Source organism: Robinsoniella peoriensis (assembly GCF_000797495.1).
Lineage (GTDB): Bacteria > Bacillota > Clostridia > Lachnospirales > Lachnospiraceae > Robinsoniella > Robinsoniella peoriensis.
Window position 1 is genome coordinate 87,669 of the sequence record NZ_JTGN01000010.1, and the last position, 21,750, is coordinate 109,418.

The following is a 21,750-nucleotide window of genomic DNA, read 5'->3' on the forward strand; positions in this document are numbered from 1 at the left end:
AAATACGATGAAGAAAAAGATTTTATCAATGATTACGGCACTGGCTGTCATTGTTTCCAGTATTGCACCGGGGATAACAGTAAGTGCGGCGGCTGATCAGGAGGCCACGACAGGAACTACCTATTATGTCAGCACATTAAATGGAAAGGACAGCAATGATGGAACATCGGAATCGAATGCTTTCTACAGTTTACAGAAAATAAATGAATTAACGTTACAGCCCGGAGACCGGGTACTGCTGGAATCCGGATCGGAATTTACAAATGGGTACCTGCATCTTTATGAACAATCTGGCTCCCCGGAGTCACCGATTGTCATAGACAAATACGGAGATGGAAACAATCCTGTAATTAATACAAACGGGCAGGGGATCTGGTACCAGAACTATGGAGGAATGCTGGACAATGTAAATCATGTCTTTAAAGGATATGTTTCGTCATCGGTACTCCTGTATGATTCGGAATATATAGAGATCAAGAACCTGGAAATAACTAACAGGGGTCCAAAAATTGAAACCGTATATAACAATCAAAAAGTTATGGAACGTACGGGAGTAGCTGCCATTGCCCAGAACAAGGGTACTGTAGACCACATTTACCTAAATCAGCTGAACATACATGATGTAATCGGAAATGTATACGATAAGCACATGGACAACGGCGGAATCCAGATGAATGTCTTGAAACCGAAAAATGAAGAAGCAACAGGGATCTCAAGATATAATGATGTTAAAATAGAAAACTGTTACCTGGACAATGTAAATCGTTGGGGGATTGCGATTGGTTATACTGCATACTTTGATAAGTTTGCAGGTACGGCAATTCCGGATGATGTCATTGCAAAATACGGTCACGGAAATGTTGAAATCCGGAATAATTACGTGAAAGAAGCCGGGGGAGATGCCATAACAACTATGTATTGTGACCGCCCGTTGATTGAGTATAACGTATCAGATGGTGCGGCAAGGCAGATAAATGATGCCGACTATATTGCAACGGGTCAAGGAAAAGTGGCAGCTGGGATTTGGCCGTGGAAATGTAAGGATGCGGTATTCCAGTACAATGAAGCGTTTGATACTTATTTTAATGGGGATGGTCAGGCCTGGGATGCTGATTCCGGAGATGGAACAATCTACCAGTATAACTACAGCCATAATAACGGCGGCGGGTGTGTAATGTTCTGCCTGCAGCAGTCGTACCGTAATATTTTCCGTTATAATATCAGCCAAAATGATCTGTCAGGCGTGATTAATGCACCAGCCCAGCCGGATTCCCATATTTACAACAACGTCTTCTATGTAAAAGAAGGTGTTCCGTTTATTCGTCCGGGCATGACCGGAGGTGTTATGAATGTGGAAAATAATATTATCTATTATGCCGGTGATCAGGCAAAAACAGAAAGCTGGACCTTAAACGGAACCAGAGCAAGCTATAGCAACAACCTCTATTATAACTATGCCAATATTCCTGGAGATGATGAGAATGCGGTAAACGTAACGGCAGGAACACAAGTGTTTGAAGATCCGGGAAAAGCCCCTTCAGCTACTAATGGTGTGATAAATTCCCATGAAGACCCGTCTCAGAAAACCGTATTTGACGGATATAAGCTGGCTGAAAATTCACCTGCCATCAATGCCGGAAAAGTTATACAGGATAACGGAGAACAGGATTTCTTCGGTAATGAAATAACAGGAATACCGGACATTGGGGCACATGAATCTGATATTGCCAGCATGGGCTTGTTTTCATCCGTATATACTATTGCAGACCGTCAGATTAGCGGGTTGGCAATGAACACAACTGTAGAGCAATTTTTAGGCAATTTAGTTTACGATAAGAAATTAGAAGTACATGTATTTGATAGGGAAGAGCAGGAGCTGACAGGGAAGGATATTGTGTCAGGCGGCAGCAAGCTGACTTTATCTGATGGAAACGCGACGGTTGAATATGTGGTAACGGCAAGTACGGACAATAGTATCAAGGATTCTATTTTTGAGATCAGGGATGATGCAGTCTATGTACCAATGACGGAAAAAGCAGCTGTCTCTGTAGAGGATATACTTACTGGAATTACCGTGCATGATACGGCTGTTAAAAAGCTTTATCAGAATGATGCCGAAGTTACCCAAGGAAATGTGAAAGATGGCATGACCTTAAAAGTAATTGCGGAAGACGGTTCCGAAGCAGACTATACAATCACTGCTAAAAATGAGTATCATTGGGCAAAGGATTTTGTAGAGGAACAGCAGGGGAATGTGTGGTTTGCCCAGCAGAAAGAAAATGACACATATAGCAATATGACTGTATTCGATCCTACGTATGCCACTTGGAACGGAAAAGAATACGCTATCATTGGTCTGCAGGGAAACAAAGGACAGCCAACGGCAGATAAGAATGGGTTATTCTGTGATTCTCTGGCAGTTGCCCAGCGTGCACAAGGCTATTCAGCAGCTTATCGTTCACCTGTGTCAGGAAATATCATCATGTCATTTAAAGACATGGGGGATAAGAAAAACGCATATCTCCGCCAGGCATCTGCTGCTTCAACGAATACGGGATCAAATGTATTCCTGACGATTACCAAAAACGGTGAGCAGGTTGGTGAAAAAGTTCAGATACCAAATGATGGAAGCGGTGTGGAAATTGCTCCTTCCGCTATGCAGGTTGCAAAGGGGGATTATATCAGGCTTGAGATCAACAATGAAGGCAGTCAGAATGCAAGTCGTCCTTCTGCATATGTTACACCTGTCATTACTTATGTAGATGTAGCTGAAACGGATACCCAGGCACCAACCACTCCTGATAATATAAAGGCAGAGGATATTACAAGTACATCAGCTAACATCAGCTGGGATGCATCTGCCGACAATGTAGGCGTTACAGGATACGAAGTAAAAAATGGAAATGAAATTATAAAAAATATCTCGGAAGGTACAAGTGCCAGCCTGGATGGATTGATTCCTTCAACGGAATATACCATAACAGTAACTGCATTTGATGCAGCAGGCAACAAATCAGAGCCGGGAAGTGTTACCTTCGAGACAAAACAACTGGAAGATACCCAGAAACCAACAGCACCTGCAAATATAAAGGTAACCGATATTACGGACACTTCAGCGACAATTACCTGGAATGCGTCTGCAGACAATGTTGGGGTACGGGGATATAAAGTATTAAATGGTAGTGAAGAATTAGCAGATGTAACAGATACCAGAGTTACCTTACAGGAATTAGCACCCGAAACAGATTATGCTTTGACGATTGTGGCATATGATGCAGCAGGCAACCATTCGGATCCTGCCGCCGCAACATTTACAACAGCAGAGAAACCGGATACGGAAAGCCCGACAGTACCTGCCGATGTAAGAGCGGAAGATATCACCGATACTACCGCTATGATCTTATGGACAGCTTCTGCCGATAACAAAGCAGTAGCAGGATACCGGGTTAAAAATGGTAATGTAATCCTGAAAGATCAGGTAACCGATACAAAGGTACAACTGGTTAATCTGGAACCTGGAACGGATTATGTCATAAATGTTGTGGCATATGATGCAGCCGGAAACGAATCAGCTCCGGGAAGCGTATCCTTTACCACTCTTGGAGAGACAGCGGAACCGGATACGGAAAAACCGTCAGTACCGGCGGATGTTAAGGCTGAAAATGTTACATCAGATACAGCAGAAATTTCCTGGACGGCTTCTGCAGATAATATTGGGGTAATCGGCTATAAAGTAATGAATCAGGAGACGCTGTTAGCTAACGTAACCGATGGCACAAGTTTCCAGTTAAAGGAATTGGCTGCAGCAACAGAATATACAATTGATATAATTGCATACGATGCTGCGGGAAATGAATCAGATCCGGGAAGCGTTACGTTTACAACTTCCGAACTGATAGATGAAGAGGCACCCTCAACGCCTGCCAATATAAAAGCAGAGCGCATAGCCCAGACATCGGCATGGATCAGCTGGAATCCTTCCAACGACAATATCGGAGTGACAGGATATGAAGTGAAAAATGGTGACAGCATACTTGCAGAAGTAACAGGGGAAACCAGAGTAGAATTAAAGGATCTCTTACGAGGTACGGAATACACAATCAGCATCACGGCACACGATGCAGCCGGAAACCGGTCAGAACCCGGAATAGTGAGCTTTACCACATTAAGGGCAGATGCTTCCGGATTAAATGCAAAAATTATAGAAGCACAGGCTATTAAAAATGACAATGGCATATATACAAAGAGCAGCTATGCAGATTTACAGAATGCAATTTTAGATGCTAAAGAAACTGCAGAGAATAAAAACAGCAGTGATGAAGACATCCGGACGGCAATAGCGGATTTACAGGATGCAATGAAGCTGGTGAAGGTAACTTTGACCCTGAATACTGGCAAGGCAGAAATGGAAGCAGGAGATATGCTGCAGCTTACCCCGTTAACTAATGAAACAGAAGCAGTAGTCACCTGGAGTTCGTCCAATGAGAAAGCGGTCTCTGTTGACACAAAGGGAATGGTGAAAGCAATTGCACCCGGAACAGCTGCAGTAAAAGCAAATCTGGGCTCAATCACTGCAGTGTGTACGATTACGGTAAAATCCAGACCGGCACCAACACCGGGACCGACGCTGACGCTGAACAAGAGCAGAGTGACCATTTATACCAAAGGAACCAAGACAGTTAAATTAACTGCAAAAGTGACAGGTCCAAGTAAAAAAGTAACCTGGAAATCCAGTGATTCGAAAATAGCAACCGTGAAAAACGGTAAAGTAACTGCGAAAAAAGCAGGTAAAGTAACAATTACGGCAAAGGCAAACGGCATTCAGAAGACATGTCTTATAACTGTTAAAAAACCTGCATTAAAGCTTAGCAGATCCAGACTTACACTGTATACAAAAGGAAAAACAACAGCAGAAATAAACGCAAAGATAACAGGCTCCAGCAAACGAATTGTGTGGAAAACCAGCAATAAAAAAATCGCAGCAGTTAAAAACGGCAAAGTTACAGCCAAAAAATCAGGCAGGGTAACGATCACCGCAAAAGCAAACGGCATCACAAGAAGATGTGAAGTAACGGTGAAAAAACCAAGCCTGAAAGTGAAAAGCGGTATGGAAATATTCCTGAAAAAAGGAAAAACTGCCAAAATATCCGCAAAAGCAAAGCCAGACGGAAAGATCATATTTAAATCCAGTAAGAGTAAGATCGTTACCGTAAGCAAAAAAGGTGTGGTAAAAGCACTTAAAAAAGGAAGAGCTGAAATCACCGTATCCTGTAACGGGGTAAAGAAAATAATAAAAGTTCATGTAGATTAAAGCTTAGAAACCCGGCAGAATTTTGTTAATGACGGATCGTAATGTCTGAATGCAGAAAACCTGCAGGCTGGTGAAACAGAGAGATGGATCCTCATCTCTCTGTTTTGAATAGGGCAAAAATAATGCATGAAAAGAAGAATCTGCATAATTTATGATTTTAATACGCATGCTATGAAAAAGCGAGGTGATAAATCATGATTACGAATGCAGAACAAGAGATTCTCTATGGAATCTGTAAAGAAAGTAAAACGGCACTTCTTGATATACACACCATTTTGAGCAAGGTGTACGATGATGAGCTGGCACTCGATTTGAATTTGCAGGCAGCCAGGTATTCAAGACTGGAAGAAAAAGCGGCTGACAGCCTGCGGGAAAAGGGAATATCAGATACGGCACTTAAGCTGGGTGACAGGACAAAACGCTGGGCATCCCTGCAGGCAGGTACGGTATTTAATGTAAGTACTTCCCATATAGCTGACATGATGATACAAAAGAAAGAAGAACGACTTACTGAGGTCAAGAAAACAGTAGACCATAATCCGGTTGTGCACAATATGGTATATGAACTCGCAGAAGAATTTCTGGGATTCGAAGAAGATACCATCCGGATTCTCAAGTCATATTTGTGAAAAGGTCCCAAAATATATTGTAAAGAAATGTCAAAAATTACTTGTCATCAGCTTCTGTACATTATATAATACAAAATGGAACTAAAATGTAAAGGGCAGATGGTATGAGGAGTGTCTGTTTTTTGCTGGAAAACATTTATGCTAAGGAGGATTTAAAATGTCATATGTTGATGAGGTAATTGAACTGGTAGTGAAAAAGAACCCTGCTGAATCTGAATTCCATCAGGCAGTGAAAGAAGTTCTGGAATCTTTACGCGTTGTAGTAGAAGCAAATGAAGAAAAGTTCAGAAAAGATGCATTGCTTGAAAGACTAGTAGAGCCGGAAAGACAATTCAAATTCCGCGTGCCTTGGGTAGACGACAAGGGACAGGTACAGGTAAACACAGGATATCGTGTGCAGTTTAACAGCGCAATCGGACCTTACAAAGGCGGTCTTCGTCTTCATCCATCCGTAAATATAGGTATTATCAAATTCCTGGGATTCGAGCAGATTTTCAAGAACTCACTGACAGGTCTTCCGATTGGCGGCGGTAAAGGTGGATGTGATTTTGATCCTAAGGGCAAATCAGACAGAGAAGTTATGGCATTCTGCCAGAGCTTTATGACAGAGCTTTGCAAATATATTGGCGCTGATACAGACGTGCCGGCAGGAGATATTGGAACAGGTGCAAGAGAAATCGGATACATGTTCGGACAGTATAAGAGAATCCGCGGCGTTTACGAAGGCGTATTAACAGGTAAAGGTTTATCCTACGGTGGATCTTTAGCAAGAACAGAAGCTACCGGATATGGTTTATTATATTTAACAGAAGAATTATTAAAGATCAACGGAAAAGAATTAGCAGGCAAAACCGTAGCAGTATCCGGTTCCGGAAATGTTGCAATCTACGCAACCCAGAAAGCACATCAGCTGGGCGCTAAAGTGGTAACAGTAAGTGATTCTACCGGTTGGGTTTATGATCCGGATGGAATTGACGTTGATGTATTAAAAGAGATTAAAGAAGTAAAACGTGCAAGATTGACAGAATACAAAAACTACAGACCAAATGCAGAATACCATGAAGGCAAAGGCGTATGGACAGCAAAAGTTGATATTGCCCTTCCATGTGCGACACAGAATGAACTGGATGTAGAAGATGCTAAGACATTAGTAGCCAACGGCTGCTTCGCAGTATGCGAAGGTGCAAACATGCCTACAACACTGGAAGCAACAAAATACCTTCAGGAAAACGGCGTAATCTTTGCTCCTGGTAAGGCAGCAAATGCAGGTGGTGTTGCTACTTCCGCACTTGAAATGTCACAGAACAGCGAAAGACTGAGCTGGTCATTCGAAGAAGTGGATTCCAAGTTGCAGGGAATCATGGTTAATATCTGCCATAATATGTCAGACGCTGCAAAACGTTACGGACAGGAAGGCAACTATGTATTAGGTGCTAACATCGCAGGATTTGAAAAAATTGTAGATGCAATGAACGCACAGGGAATTGTATAATAGTCGTAAAATGTCCCGCAAGTATGATGCTTGCGGGATTTTTTTTTGTCTGAATATTCTTGGCACAGAAGTAAAAAGGGGTTTTTGTATATAAATACCAATTTTGAGTCTCTTTCCTGTAGGTTCTTCTTGTTTTTTCTATCCTCATTTGGCACAGAGTCAGCCGTATAGAGTGGAAGAAATTCTTGTTTTTTGTCCTAAAGTATAATTGCAGACGGAGGCTTCTATATGGTATAATCAATATAAAATTATGCTTGACAGTTAAAACGGCAAAAATAGCTCACCTGAAAGGATATAAAAATATGAAAAGTAAAAAATGGCTGGTACAAGGGATGGCAATACTCATTATGGTGGTATTATTTTCAGTGACGGTTTTTGCGGCTGATCATCAAATTTCGGCTGCTAATACAGAGAAAGAAAATCCTCTGGAACATTCTCTTTATATAAGGGGGCAGGAGGAAGAAGCGCTGTTGACCAGTGTCAGCGAAGAAGAGTGGAAAGAATTGAAGAAAGAGGGAAAAAGGGACAAGCAGGAAACTGCTTTTGTAGTGTTTCAATCCCAGAAAGCACCGACAGAAGAAGTTACCCAAACAGATATATCCGAACTTGCAACGGAAACGGAAACGGTTGTAGAATCACAAGAAACTAATTTGCCAGTGTCAGATGAGGTATATGAAAAATCAACTGAAACCCAAAGATCTGAGCCAAGTGAGACATTTGAAGTAATGAGCGAGGCTCAAATGTCTGAGCCAGGTGAGGCATCCGAAGTAATAACCGAGGCCCAAATGTCTGAGCCGGATGAAACATATGATGAAACAGCAGCCAAAACGCAAATGTCTGAGGCAGATGAGACATACGAAGAAACGGCCAATACCAGAATGTTAAAAGAGAATGAATTGCCGGTAAAAATCCCGGAGACAGAAATGATGGAGACAAGCAATCCGGTAAAAACTGTAAATCTTACAAAAAAACAGAAAAAATATATTAAAAAAGTATCAGATATATTTACAGAAGTAGTAGTTATCTTTAATGGCTGCTCTCCAGAAGATGAATTGTTTTTGACCGAATACCCCAATGTAATCGTAAAGGTTTTAGAAAAGGAAGTTAAAGAAACGGATCTGGAAGACATAATGAAAGCTCTTAATATAGAAGAAACCAGAAATGATTACAATCATCATATCGATGAGATTAGAGTGAACCGGAGTGAAGGGGTGGAAAGCGAGTCTGAAAAACCCAAGATATTGAATAAGGAAACCAGAAAAGATAGTAGCCTTGAGAAAATTTCTGCTTCCGAAAATCCGATCACGTTGGTTGATGGTGGCGGTCTGCCGTCTGTCAGGGCAGCTAGCTCAAATAACAATGACACAGATACAGGCAATAATAAAAATAATGAGATAACCCTTACGTTTACCATTGACGACATGACCGCAGGAGAAGATATGCTTATAGCAACATGTGCGATTTCGTCGAAGAAAGAAATAACGAATGGAAAATTAACATTTACCTATGATAAAAACATAATGACTCTTGAAAGTGCCGATACAGAGGATTTAGAGGCTTATGATAACAATGATATGACATGCCAGATCAATGATGCGAATAATGGTGCTGCAACAGAGGGAACAATAGAGATGACTATTTCTTCGGCGCAGGGAGTTAAGCTGGAAGGAGATATGCTTTATTTATATTTTGATCTAAAGTCAATGGCTAAAATGGGAGATGTTTACGAAATAAAACTTGAAGTCAATGAGATGAAAAATGGCTCTGAAGATTTACCTACCAATGTCAGGCAAAGCTCGTATACCGTAAAGGAAGAAGACGAGCTTGAAAATGAAGAGGAAGAAGATGATGGAAGTGACGGCGGTGTGGATGATGGCGAAGATGATGATGAGAGCGAGCCAGAAACACAGAGAACACAGGCTGCGAACAAATCAAACACAACAACATCTGAATCTGGAACAAAAAAAACAACAACAACCGCAACCAAAACCGCACCAAAAACCGGTGATGAAACGAACACGGCACTTTGGTTAATCATGGGACTTGCATCTATGTTAACTGTACGGTATACATATAGAAAAAAAAGAAACGCATAATAGAGAGAATCTGTAAGAAGCCAATACACGTTAATTTTACAAATGTGTATTGGCTTTAATCGTTTTATTGCCGAACATAGAAGCTTTTTTGGATTCGCGTGACAGACAGCGGAAATGGATTAAGCAGTAAGGCAGACTTGATAGAAAGCCGAATCCGTAATACTGACGAAAGAATATGACGGGAGAAGAGAAAACATAACAATAAATGGAGGTAATCTTAAGTAATTTTTTATAAAATAACAGTAGAAATGAACTTATTGGATAGTGTATACTATAAATAGTGTTGCTATATTTGTGAATAATCATTCCAGAAATTGAATGAGTGATGATGATATAGTCTGGGTACACTATGGATAAATACATAATTTCAGAAGAGGATGGATAGCCATGTGTGGAATTTGCGGATTTGTAGGCAATGTAACGGATAAAGAAACAATTTTGGGAAATATGATGGATGTTATTAAACATAGAGGACCTGATTCAGAAGGAAAGTTCTGTACCGACGAAGCTGCTCTGGGTTTTCGCAGACTGAGCATCATTGATTTGGAGAGTGGATCACAGCCTATGTTCAATGAAACAGGTGATTTAGCCTTAGTATTTAACGGTGAGATTTACAACTGTCTGGAACTGAGAGAGCGTTTTCAGAAAAGGGGACATGTTTTTGCCAATCGTTCAGACTCAGAAGTACTTTTACATGGATATGAAGAATACGGTGAAAAATTAGTAAATGAACTTCGTGGTATGTTTGGATTTGCTATCTGGGATGCTCCAAATAAGAAGTTATTCATGGCAAGAGATTTCTTTGGAATTAAGCCGGTTTATTATGCAATGATAGAAGGTAGCCTGGTTTTCGGGTCAGAGATTAAAAGTATTTTAGAATTCCCCGGATTTAAGAGAGAAGTAAATGAAGAAGCCCTGGAACAATACCTTTCATTCCAGTATTCTGCTATGGCGGAGACTTTCTTTAAAGGAATATATAAATTATTACCTGGTCATTACCTGACGCTTCAGGACGGCAGGCTGGAGATCACCCAGTATTTTGATCCGACGCTGGCACCACAGAAAACAAATGAGACCGAAGAAGAATTAATTCAGAAAATAGATAATGTGATGAGTGAGTCCGTTGAAAAACATATGCTGGCAGACGTGGAAGTAGGTGCGTTCTTATCAAGCGGTGTAGACTCCAGTTTCATTGCAGCCAAATATTCCGGAAACAAAACCTTTACGGTTGGATTTTTTGATGAAAACAGTCCTTATAATGAGACACAGTTTGCGAAAAAACTTTCGAAGCATCTGCATCTGGAAAATCACAGTAAAATTATATCTGAACAGGAGTATTGGGATGCGATTCCAAAGATCATGTATCATATGGATGAACCGCTTGGAGATGCAGCAGCAATAGCACTTTACTTTGTAGCGCAGGAAGCAGCAAAACATGTAAAAGTTGTTACTTCAGGTGAAGGAGCTGACGAATTTTTTGGAGGATACACAATTTACCGGGAACCTCTGGCATTAAAATATGTACAATGGATTCCAAAGCCAGTCCGCAGGGCTTTTGCTTCTGTAGCGATGAAACTGCCGGAACACATGAAGGGGAGAAGTTACCTGATCCGTGGAAGCAAATCCGTACAGGAACGTTTTATCGGAAATGCCAATATCTTTACTGCAAAAGAAAGAAAGTCCATCCTGAAACATCCTACTAAGGTTATGACACCGCAGGAGTTCCTGGATAAAAATTATAAAAAAATGGCGAAGTATGATGATACTACTAAGATGCAGTACATCGATCTGACCAACTGGCTTCCAGGGGATATTCTGCTGAAAGCTGATAAGATGAGTATGGCACATTCCCTGGAACTGCGTGTACCATTCCTGGATAAAGAAGTATTTGATGTGGCCAGAAAAATTAATACAGAAGAAAAATTAAAAGACCATACAACTAAGTATGCATTCCGTAAGGTAGCTGAAAAATATTTACCGAAACAGACAAGTGAGAAGAAAAAACTGGGCTTCCCGGTTCCCATCCGTGTATGGCTGAAACAGGACAGCGGTTATGGAAGAACCAAGGCTATGTTTACCGGTGAAAGTGCTGGAAAGTTCTTTAATCAGAAACAGATCATGCAGCTGCTGGATGACCACAAGGCAGGCATTCGGGATAACAGCAGGAAGATCTGGGTAATCTATACATTCTTGATCTGGTACCAGGTATTTTTTGTAGAAAAGGAGCATAACTTCGCATGACAAAACAGGAATTTGCAGAGTGGGCAGGGCGGGAAACCATTATTCTGGATGGGGCAACGGGATCTAATCTGATTAAAGCAGGTCTGGGGCGCGGTGTCTGTACAGAACAGTGGATCCTGGAACATCCCCAGGTTCTTATTGATTTACAGCGGGCATATGCGGATGCCGGGAGTAATATTGTTTATGCTCCCACCTTTGCAGCGAACCGCATGAATTTGAAATATTATGGACTAGATGAGAACATCAGACAGATGAACCACGATCTTGTGCGGCTTTCAAAAGAAGCGGTACAGGGGAGAGCTTATGTCGCGGGCGATCTGACTACATCCGGTAAGATTATTGGAGCTTCTGACGAAGTGACTTATGAGTCGCTATTGGAAATGTATAAGGAACAGATCATTTATCTGGTAGAGGCAGGCGTAGATTTACTGGTTGCTGAGACAATGATTAGCATTGATGAGACGCTGGCAGTGTTAGATGCAGCTGCAGAAGTCTGCGATTTGCCGGTGATGTGTTCCATGACTCTGGAAGCCGACGGAAGCGTGTTTGCCGGAGGAACTGCATGGGATGCGGTAGAATCCCTTCAGGAAATGGGAGCTTCTGCAGTGGGGCTTAATTGTTCTGTGGGACCGGATCAGCTGGAATCGGTAGTTGCTTCCATGAAAAGAGTTGCATCGGTTCCAATAATGGCTAAGCCAAATGCCGGAATGCCCACTATCACGGAAACAGGAGAAGCCATATACAATATGAATGCTAAAGATTTTGCAAAGCATATGATGGTGCTTGTAAAAGCGGGTGCCGGAATTGTCGGGGGATGCTGCGGTACTACCCCGGAATATATTGAGTTACTGGCCGGGAATATACGTTAATATAAGGGATTATAATCACATACTAAAAAAGGGTTGCTTTACACATAGGTAAAGCAGCCCTTTCTTAGTATGTATCTTACTACTCTCTGAATTCAAATAAAGCTTTTACCGGAATACCCAGAACATCGGAGATATCAAATAACTTGTCCAATGATATTGATGTGGGCATATTCGGAGCTTCCAGATTGCTGATATGTGTCCGGCTCAAGTTGGTGTGTTCAGCCAGCTGCAACTGGGTAAGGCCGCGCATTTTGCGGTAATAAGCAACGGTAAGACCAAGCTGCTTATATTGACTTTGGCGTTTTTTGTTCATTTTATCCATATGAATTCCTCCTTGCATATAGTTTATTCTTTGTGAGGAAAAAACGAAACAAGGCATAAACCAACATATGCAATATTTAATTTTGCAAAGAGGGAATAAAGATTTCAGAATACAATGTAAAGAATTGCAAAGATTAGTGATGCCTGGGCTTTTGAAGACTAATTTTAAACTGTATAAATTCCTGCACTTCTTTTTGCAGTATAGGGCTTAAGTGATTGTAGCTGTATAATAATTCCTGCTCTTCTTTTGTCAAAATAGTGGAAATCAGGTCATATTGCTGTCCGCGGATCAGATAATCCATGCTGATACCAAATAAATCAGCCAACTGTACTAATGAATCCAGCGGCGGAGTCCGGTAACCATTTTCATAATTTGTATATGTCTGACGTTCTACGTTCAATATCGTACTGACATGCTCCTGTGTATATCCGCGGTCTTCACGTAAACGGCGAAGACGCTGTCCTAAAGTTGATCTCAACATAAGATACCTCCAAATATTTTAAATATTATAGCAAGTAATGGTAAATATTTCCTTTTAGGACACGAAATGAAACTGAGATGCCACATACTGAATTTATCGAAAAATACTAGTCTGAAAGGAAAAATTATGTCTATAAAATTTTTGGAATATGATAAAGAGTGTAAACAAAAAATATGTTCACATTTCTTATTTATGGCAGTATTACAGACAAGCTGCCCTATGCAATGGGTATAAAAATGAAACTACAGGAGTGTGTGGGAGTTTATAATAGAAAAAAGAAAGAGGTATGACATTAACAGAATCAGCAGAATGCATGGAGAGAACTGCATCTGTAGAATAAGAATATCCGGGAGAAGCCTGTGGGCAGACCCTCCCGGATATTCAGAATTGTATCTGACTCAGATAGCTGTTGTGATAACGGCCATCGAATGTTACATCTTCCTGAAACCAATCAGGCGGGATAAAATTATCCGCAGTTTTTTCGTCGGGGAATTCTACCTCAGCCAGTATTAAGGGGGCAAATGGAATATCAAAGATATCCAGTTCTATTTTTAAATCCTGTTTAAGGGGGATCACGTATCTCTTTTTGGAAATGATGTTCCCATCTGCTTTCGGTTTTAGGTGTTCGTAGGCATCCTTTGTAAGAGGAAGGTTATATTCTTCCCGCACCATCATGCCCTTTCCTTTGTAAGTTAGAATATAATCATCATCCTGTCTTCGGATGCGTACCACAGGCTCTGTACATAAATACCCCTGTTCAATAATATGATAGGGGTAGGAATTCAGATTTGCCGGCAGATCTTTAATTAAATATTTTCGTTCAATCTCCATATCGTTACCTCCTTTATGAGATTAATCATAATATATTTAGATAAGAAAGTAAATTGTTTTTCTAAACTACTGGTATATTGAAAATTTTTTTGGTAGAATAGAGAAAATAGTCAAAGGAGGCTTATAAATGAGCAGGATATATATTTTTTTAGCAGATGGGTTTGAAGAAATTGAAGGGCTGACTGTAGTGGATATGCTGCGTCGTGCAAATTTAGATATTACTATGGTATCCGTAACGGGTGGTCTGACTGTGACTGGTTCCCATGGAATCCAGGTGTTGGCAGACGCTGTTTTTGAGGAGGTTGATTTTTCAGATGCAGGGATGCTTATTCTGCCTGGAGGAATGCCCGGAACTTTAAATCTGGGCAATCATACAGGGCTGGTCAGTTTACTAAAGTCGGCTCATGCAGATAGTAAAAAGATTGCTGCGATTTGTGCCGCACCCAGTGTACTGGGTTTAAATGGTATTTTAGAAGGAAAAAGAGCGGTTTGTTATCCTGGCTTTGAAGAGAAACTGCTTGGTGCACAAGTATCGGATGATCCGGTGGCAGTGGATGGAAATATCATCACCAGCCGGGGGATGGGAACAGCAATTGATTTTTCCCTGGCGATAATTGAAAGATTTCTGGGAGAAGCGGAAGCACGAAGGATAGCAGAGTCAATTATATATAAATAGAAAAGGAAGATAGTGAGGAAAGTCTATGTTATGGACCAGATATGAATTAAAAGACAGAGCGAAGAATGTGCTGCGGGGCTGCATTTGGTCTGCAATACTGGTGTGCCTGATTACAGGTCTGCTAAGCGGGGAGTTTGGCGGAAATGGATCCGGCGGCAGGTCATCCGGTAACAACAGCACTATAGAATGGTTCTCGGGAGAAGATACCGGGGATAATGATATGGCAGATGAAGATGGAAGTGTTGACGGACAGTCCGGGATAACCGGGAAAATAACCGATGGCGCCACGGGATTATTAAAGGATGCCGGTACCAGAATCAGCGGACTGCTGACAAGAGGCTTATTCCCGATCTATGTCTATATGGGACTGATGATGCTGTTATTCAGCATTGTAATGCATCTCCTTATCGGAATGCCGATCCTTGTGGGCGCAAAAAGGTTTTTTATGTGCAGCAGGGAAAGACGGACCGGAGTGGGCGAACTGTTATACGCATTTAAAAGCAAATATGTGATCAATGTTGTGCTGACTATGTTTTTGCGGGAAGTGAAAATTTTCCTGTGGACTCTTTTACTTATCGTACCGGGAATTATTAAAAGCCTGCAGTATATGATGGTTCCTTATATTCTTGCAGAGAATCCGGATATTGAACGGAAAAGGGCTTTTGAACTCAGTGCGGAGATGATGAGCGGACAGCTTTGGGAAGTATTTATACTAAAATTATCATTTATCCCATGGATGATTCTGGGCGGCATATCCTGCGGCATTGCAAATGTGCTGTATGTGAATCCCTATATGGCTGCCACTGAGGCGGAACTGTATGGCGTATTAAGAACATATGTGATCGAAAACGGGTTCAGCAACACCTATGAACTGCCCGGATTTGCTGAAGAATGTTTATAAAAAGTTCACGAATATCAAATAAAAAAAGTATAGCAATTTAGAAAGGCTTGTGCTATACTATTAAAATGACTGTAAGTATGGGAAAATATAGCGTTCTCCATACGATTGATTAAGGAGGAAATTAGATAACATGAGTTTACAGGTAGAGAAGTTAGAAAAGAACATGGCGAAGCTGACTATTGAAGCTTCTGCAGAAGAGCTGGAAAAAGCAATTCAGGCTGCTTATCAGAAAAATAAAGGTAAAATTAACATGCCAGGTTTCCGTAAAGGAAAAGCTCCAAGGGTTATGATAGAAAAAATGTACGGCCCGGGCGTTTTCTATGAAGATGCAGCAAACGCATTAATTCCAGACGCATATGCAAAAGAAGTGGAAAGCTGCGATTTAGATATCGTTTCACAGCCTAAGATTGATGTTGTACAGATTGAAAAAGGAAAATCCTTTATCTTTACAGCAGAAGTTGCTTTAAAACCGGTTGTAACACTTGGCGAATATAAAGGTGTGGAAGTGGAAAAGCAGGCAATTGAAGTAACAGATGATGAAATTATGGCAGAGATTGATAAAGAGAGAGAAAACAACTCCCGTACAATCGATGTTGATGACAGAGCTGTTCAAAACGGCGATATGGTCAAATTAAATTTTGAAGGATTTGTTGACGGAGAAGCGTTCGAAGGCGGTAAGGGAGAAGACTATGACCTTACAATCGGTTCCGGAAGCTTTATCCCTGGATTTGAAGAGCAGTTAGTTGGTGCAAAGATCGGAGAAGAAATGGAAGTTAACGTTACTTTCCCGGAAGAGTACCAGGCAGCAGAATTAGCTGGTAAAGCAGCTGTTTTCAAATGTACAGTAAATGAAATCAAAGTAAAAGAACTTCCGGAAGCAGATGATGATTTTGCGAAAGATGTTTCTGAATTTGATACATTAGCAGAATACAAAGAAGACATCAAGAAGAATCTGGCTGAGAAAAAAGAAAAAGAAGCAAAAACAGCAAAAGAAAACGCAGTAGTTGCTAAAATTGTTGAAAATGCAACAATGGAAATCCCGGATCCAATGGTAGACGGACAGGTTCGTCAGATGGCTGATGATTTTGCAAGAAGAATCCAGTCCCAGGGATTATCCGTAGAGCAGTACTTCCAGTTTACAGGAATGTCAGCTGAAAAGTTATTCGAACAGATGAGACCGGAAGCTGAAAAACGCATCCAGAACAGCCTTGTATTAGAAGCAGTTGCGAAAGCAGAAGATATCCAGATCAGCGATGAGAAGGTAGAAGAAGAATTAGCAAAAATGGCTGAAATGTACAAAATGGAAGTAGAAAAACTGAAAGAAATCATGGGCGATTATGAAAAAGAACAGATCAAAAATGATTTAGCTATTCAGGAAGCTGTAACCATGGTTACCGAAGCTGCTAAAGAAATCTAATCAGACTTTTGGTGAACACATAAATTATAGAAGATAGACAGGAGGAGTCATCATGAGCTTAGTACCTTATGTCATTGAACAGACAAGCAGGGGTGAGAGATCCTATGATATCTATTCAAGATTATTAAAAGACAGAATTATCTTTCTCGGTGAGGAAGTGAATGATGTCAGTGCCAATTTAATTGTAGCACAGTTATTATTTTTAGAATCAGAAGATCCTGGAAAGGATATCCACCTTTACATTAACAGTCCGGGTGGTTCCGTATCATCAGGATGGGCAATTTACGATACCATGCACTATATCAAATGCGATGTTTCTACTATTTGTATGGGTATGGCAGCCAGCATGGGAGCATTTCTGCTGGCAGGCGGTGCAAAAGGAAAGAGATTTGCACTTCCCAATTCACAGATCATGATTCACCAGCCTTCCGGCGGTGCACAGGGACAAGCAACCGATATTAAGATTGTTGCAGATCAGATCTTAGGTACCAGAAGAAAATTAAACGAGCATCTTGCTGCAAATACGGGTCAGCCCCTTGAAGTTATCGAAGTGGATACAGAGAGAGATCACTATATGAGTGCAGAAGAAGCAAAAGCATATGGCATCATCGATGATGTGATTGCGAATCGTTAAACTATGCATGAAGATAAGGCTCCTGCTCTGTGAGTGGGAGTCTTATATAGATTTGGAAGTAATAAAAGGGCTGTTCTTTGCAGCCAAAGAAATCATTATGAGGTGGAAAGATGGCAGGGAAATATGCAGAACCAAAAGTTCGGTGTTCGTTTTGCAACAAATCAGAAGATCAGGTTCGAAAACTGATTGCAGGCCCCAGCGGGGTATATATCTGTGATGAGTGTATTGAAATCTGTTCTGAAATTATTGAAGAGGAATTAGAAGACGATTTCGGAATGGACAACGGGGACGAGATTAATCTCATGAAACCCGAAGAAATTAAATCATTTTTAGATGAATATGTAATAGGACAGGACGAAGCGAAAAAAGCGTTGTCCGTAGCAGTTTATAATCACTATAAGAGAATTATGGCAGGAAAAGATCTTGGTGTAGAGCTTCAGAAGAGTAATATCCTGATGCTTGGACCGACCGGTTCCGGTAAGACACTATTAGCGCAGACTTTGGCAAAATTATTAAACGTACCGTTTGCCATTGCAGATGCGACCGCATTAACAGAAGCAGGATACGTTGGAGAAGACGTAGAAAATATTCTGCTTAAAATAATTCAGGCAGCAGATTACGATATTAACCGTGCACAGTACGGAATCATTTATATTGATGAGATAGATAAAATTACAAGAAAATCAGAAAATGCATCCATTACCAGAGATGTATCAGGAGAAGGTGTACAGCAGGCATTGCTGAAGATTCTGGAAGGAACTGTTGCAAGTGTTCCGCCTCAGGGCGGCAGAAAGCACCCTCATCAGGAATTAATCCAGATCGATACAACCAACATTCTGTTTATCTGCGGTGGAGCTTTTGAAGGACTGGACAAAATCATTGAGACCCGTATGGATACAAAGTCAATGGGATTCAATGCTCAGATAGCAGATAAAAGGGAAAAAGACATCGGAGAAATCCTGCGTCATGTACTTCCCCAGGATTTCGTTAAATTTGGTATGATACCGGAAATTATCGGACGTGTGCCGGTAACAGTTTCTCTGGAAGCATTAGATAAAGAAACCTTAATCCGTATCTTAAGAGAACCGAAAAATTCCATTATCAAGCAGTACAAGAAGCTGTTTGAACTGGACGGGGTAGATCTGGACTTTGATGAAGGAGCAGTCGAGGCGATTGCCGAGAAATCTCTTGCCAGAAAAACCGGAGCCAGAGGCTTGCGTGCAATACTGGAAAAATCCATGATGGATCTGATGTACACTGTTCCTTCGGATGAAACCATTGAGAAATGTGTTGTAAACAAGGAAACCATTGAAGGTACGGGAGATCCCGAGATTATGCACCGGGATGAAAGAGCACTTCCATCAAAAGGTACCCGCAGAAAACTAAAGATAAGTTCAGAGACTGCGTAGAGCCTGACTGACAATGCCTTGTACTGACGAAAATATCAGGCACTCTATTCTCTGAAATTTACGAAATACTGTACTAGAGGGATAAAAATGAGTGAAATAATAAAGAATATACCAGCAGTTGCACTTCGCGGAATGACAATTTTACCTTCTATGATTGTACATTTCGATATCAGCAGGACAAAATCTATCAGAGCTATCGAAGAGGCAATGTTAAAAGAACAAAGGCTGTTTGTAGTGACGCAGAAAGACCCGGATCTATCTGATCCGGAGTTAAATGACCTGTATCATATTGGTACAATTGTTGAGATCAAGCAGGTGGTCAAACTGCCGCAGAATATTTTCCGCGTTCTGGCTGAAGGGCTGGAACGTGCTGAACTTCTGGATTTATCAGAGACAGAGGAATATCTGGTAGTTGAGGCAGGTACCTTTTCCCAGGAGCCTGCGCAGCCAATGGATGACTATATGAAACAGGCTATGGTTCGGAATTTAAAAGAAATTTTTGAAAACTATAGCAAAGAAAACGGAAAAATGAGTAAAGAACTGGTACATCAGCTTTTGGAAATAACAGAGATCGAAAAGCTGGTGGATCAGATTGGTATTAATATACCACTTTATTTTGAAGATAAGCAGCGCCTGTTGGAAGCCGTAGATATCTTTGAACGTTACGAACTGCTCAGCGTGATACTGAGTAACGAGATCAATGTTTTGAAGATTAAGCGTGATTTACAGGAAAAAGTAAAAGAACATGTGGATAAGAATCAGAAAGAATATCTTCTGCGTGAACAACTCAAAGTAATTCGTCAGGAATTAGGCGAAGATAACCTTTTAGGTGATGCCGATCATTTTAAAGAAGAACTGAATAAACTCAAGGCTTCAGGCAAGGTAAAGGAGAAGATCGCAAAAGAGATTGAACGTTTTAAAAGCGTTGGATCCAATTCTTCTGAAAGTGCAGTTATCCGGGGATATCTGGAAACATTACTGGAAATGCCCTGGGATAAGGCATCCAAAGACAACAAAGATCTGAAAAATGCCCAGAAGATCCTGGATCAGGATCATTATGGACTGGAAAAGGTAAAAGAGAGAGTCCTGGAGTTTCTGGCTGTCCGCATTTTGACAAAGAAAGGGGAAAGCCCTATTCTCTGTCTGGTAGGACCTCCCGGAACAGGTAAGACTTCCATTGCGAAGTCTGTTGCCAGAGCACTGGATAAAAAGTATGTCCGTATCTGCCTTGGCGGCGTACGGGATGAGGCTGAGATCAGAGGTCACCGCAGAACTTATGTTGGCGCCATGCCGGGAAGAATTGCCAGTGGCATGAAAACGGCAGGAGTTAAAAATCCACTGATGCTTTTAGATGAGGTGGATAAAGTCAGCAGTGATTATAAGGGGGATACATCTTCTGCACTTCTGGAGGTACTGGATTCTGAGCAGAATAATAAATTCAGGGATCATTATCTGGAAATCCCCATTGATTTGTCAGAAGTGCTTTTCATAGCCACGGCAAATGATATGCAGGCGATTCCAAGACCGCTGCTGGACCGAATGGAGATAATCGAAATCTCCAGCTATACGGAGAATGAAAAACTTCATATTGCCAAAGAACACCTGATCAGAAAGCAGATCGAACGTCATGGACTGAACGCAAAGCAATTATCCATCAGTGACACAGCACTGCGGACAATCATAGCTTCTTATACAAAAGAGGCAGGAGTTCGTAACCTGGAACGAAAAATTGGAGAGATCTGCCGAAAGGCAGCACGGGAAATCTTAGAAAACAAGAAGTCTCGCATTACAATTACAGAATCTAATTTGGCCAAATACCTTGGCAAGAAAAGATACAGCTTCCAGGGCTTGAATGAAACAAATGAAATCGGGATTGTCCGGGGACTGGCATGGACCAGTGTCGGCGGAGATACCCTTCAGATAGAAGTTAATATTCTTCCGGGAAAAGGTGAGTTTTTACTGACCGGACAACTGGGAGATGTAATGAAAGAATCTGCACAGGCAGGCATCAGCTATATACGCTCTTTGAGCAAAGCGTATAAGATTCAGGATGATTTTTTCAAAAAGCATGATATTCACATACATATTCCGGAAGGGGCAGTACCCAAAGACGGTCCCTCTGCCGGAGTAACAATGGCAACCGCAATGATTTCAGCAATTACAGAAACACCGGTCCGTGCAGATGTCGCGATGACCGGGGAGATCACTTTGAGAGGAAGAGTTCTTCCCATTGGAGGACTGAAGGAAAAACTGCTGGCTGCTAAAAATGCAGGAATGAAGACGGTATTCGTTCCCGCCAAAAATAAACCAGATGTAGAAGAAATATCAAGCGAAATTAAAAGGGGACTGGAAATCCGGTTCGCCGAGACGATGAAAGACATTCTGCCTGAGGCACTGGTTAAAGCTTAACCGGGAAGATGTTTGAAACCGCAGCAATAGCG

Annotated in this window: 15 protein-coding genes; 12 read left to right on the plus strand and 3 right to left on the minus strand. The window is 41.3% G+C overall.

Translation table 11 applies throughout. From position 1 onward, the window contains the following. The first annotated feature begins 7 nt into the window (after positions 1-7). From QR40_RS30595 to QR40_RS19745, 6 genes are all read left to right on the plus strand, one after another. On the plus strand, positions 8-5,311 hold the full coding sequence (locus tag QR40_RS30595) for a fibronectin type III domain-containing protein (protein ID WP_063837587.1): 5,304 nt from the start codon (positions 8-10) through the stop codon (positions 5,309-5,311). Positions 5,312-5,505: 194 nt separating this feature from the next. Continuing rightward, a complete protein-coding gene (locus tag QR40_RS19725) occupies positions 5,506-5,940 on the plus strand; it encodes a hypothetical protein (RefSeq protein WP_027296606.1) in 435 nt (144 codons plus the stop codon). 157 nt (positions 5,941-6,097) lie between these two features. Beyond that, a complete protein-coding gene (gdhA, locus tag QR40_RS19730; protein ID WP_044296485.1) occupies positions 6,098-7,432 on the plus strand; it encodes an NADP-specific glutamate dehydrogenase in 1,335 nt (444 codons plus the stop codon). A gap of 302 nt (positions 7,433-7,734) precedes the next feature. Beyond that, positions 7,735-9,528 carry an LPXTG cell wall anchor domain-containing protein gene (locus QR40_RS19735; RefSeq protein ID WP_152614254.1) on the plus strand — a complete coding sequence of 598 codons (1,794 nt, stop codon included), beginning with the start codon at positions 7,735-7,737 and terminating at the stop codon, positions 9,526-9,528. Between the two features lie 387 nt (positions 9,529-9,915). Continuing rightward, on the plus strand, positions 9,916-11,769 hold the full coding sequence (asnB, locus tag QR40_RS19740; RefSeq protein ID WP_044296487.1) for an asparagine synthase (glutamine-hydrolyzing): 1,854 nt from the start codon (positions 9,916-9,918) through the stop codon (positions 11,767-11,769). Further along, entirely contained in the window at positions 11,766-12,638 is an 873-nt protein-coding gene (locus tag QR40_RS19745; RefSeq protein ID WP_044296488.1) for a homocysteine S-methyltransferase family protein, read from the plus strand. Before asnB ends, QR40_RS19745 begins: the two co-directional genes overlap by 4 nt. 79 nt (positions 12,639-12,717) lie before the next feature. Here the strand turns inward: QR40_RS19745 and QR40_RS19750 are convergent, their stop codons facing one another. The 3 genes from QR40_RS19750 to QR40_RS19760 all read right to left on the minus strand — a co-directional run bounded on the left by QR40_RS19750 (position 12,718) and on the right by QR40_RS19760 (position 14,272). Continuing rightward, the gene (locus tag QR40_RS19750) at positions 12,718-12,960 is read right to left on the minus strand and encodes a helix-turn-helix domain-containing protein (protein WP_330373816.1); all 243 of its coding nucleotides are present in this window, start codon (positions 12,958-12,960) and stop codon (positions 12,718-12,720) included. Between the two features lie 133 nt (positions 12,961-13,093). Further along, positions 13,094-13,441: a helix-turn-helix domain-containing protein gene (locus QR40_RS30100; RefSeq protein ID WP_052378037.1), complete on the minus strand. Its 348-nt coding sequence runs from the start codon at positions 13,439-13,441 to the stop codon at positions 13,094-13,096. 381 nt (positions 13,442-13,822) lie between these two features. After that, positions 13,823-14,272, minus strand: coding sequence for a CYTH domain-containing protein (locus QR40_RS19760; RefSeq protein WP_044296489.1), 450 nt, complete (start codon positions 14,270-14,272; stop codon positions 13,823-13,825). Between the two features lie 127 nt (positions 14,273-14,399). Here QR40_RS19760 and QR40_RS19765 point away from each other — a divergent pair, with 127 nt between their 5' ends. The 6 genes from QR40_RS19765 (at position 14,400) to lon (ending at position 21,718) form a co-directional block, all read left to right on the plus strand. Further along, entirely contained in the window at positions 14,400-14,948 is a 549-nt protein-coding gene (locus QR40_RS19765) for a DJ-1 family glyoxalase III (protein ID WP_044296490.1), read from the plus strand. A gap of 25 nt (positions 14,949-14,973) precedes the next feature. Then, the gene (locus QR40_RS31040; protein WP_052430957.1) at positions 14,974-15,849 is read left to right on the plus strand and encodes a DUF975 family protein; all 876 of its coding nucleotides are present in this window, start codon (positions 14,974-14,976) and stop codon (positions 15,847-15,849) included. A gap of 130 nt (positions 15,850-15,979) precedes the next feature. Next, positions 15,980-17,266 (plus strand): trigger factor, encoded by a 1,287-nt coding sequence (gene tig / locus QR40_RS19775; protein ID WP_044296491.1) that lies wholly within the window; start codon positions 15,980-15,982, stop codon positions 17,264-17,266. A gap of 52 nt (positions 17,267-17,318) precedes the next feature. Then, complete coding sequence (gene clpP / locus QR40_RS19780) at positions 17,319-17,900, plus strand: ATP-dependent Clp endopeptidase proteolytic subunit ClpP (protein ID WP_027296638.1); 582 nt, start codon at positions 17,319-17,321, stop codon at positions 17,898-17,900. A gap of 110 nt (positions 17,901-18,010) precedes the next feature. Then, positions 18,011-19,309, plus strand: a complete 1,299-nt coding sequence (gene clpX, locus QR40_RS19785) for an ATP-dependent Clp protease ATP-binding subunit ClpX (protein WP_027296639.1) — start codon at positions 18,011-18,013, stop codon at positions 19,307-19,309. Between the two features lie 87 nt (positions 19,310-19,396). Continuing rightward, on the plus strand, positions 19,397-21,718 hold the full coding sequence (gene lon / locus QR40_RS19790; RefSeq protein ID WP_027296640.1) for an endopeptidase La: 2,322 nt from the start codon (positions 19,397-19,399) through the stop codon (positions 21,716-21,718). The last annotated feature ends 32 nt before the right edge of the window (positions 21,719-21,750 follow it).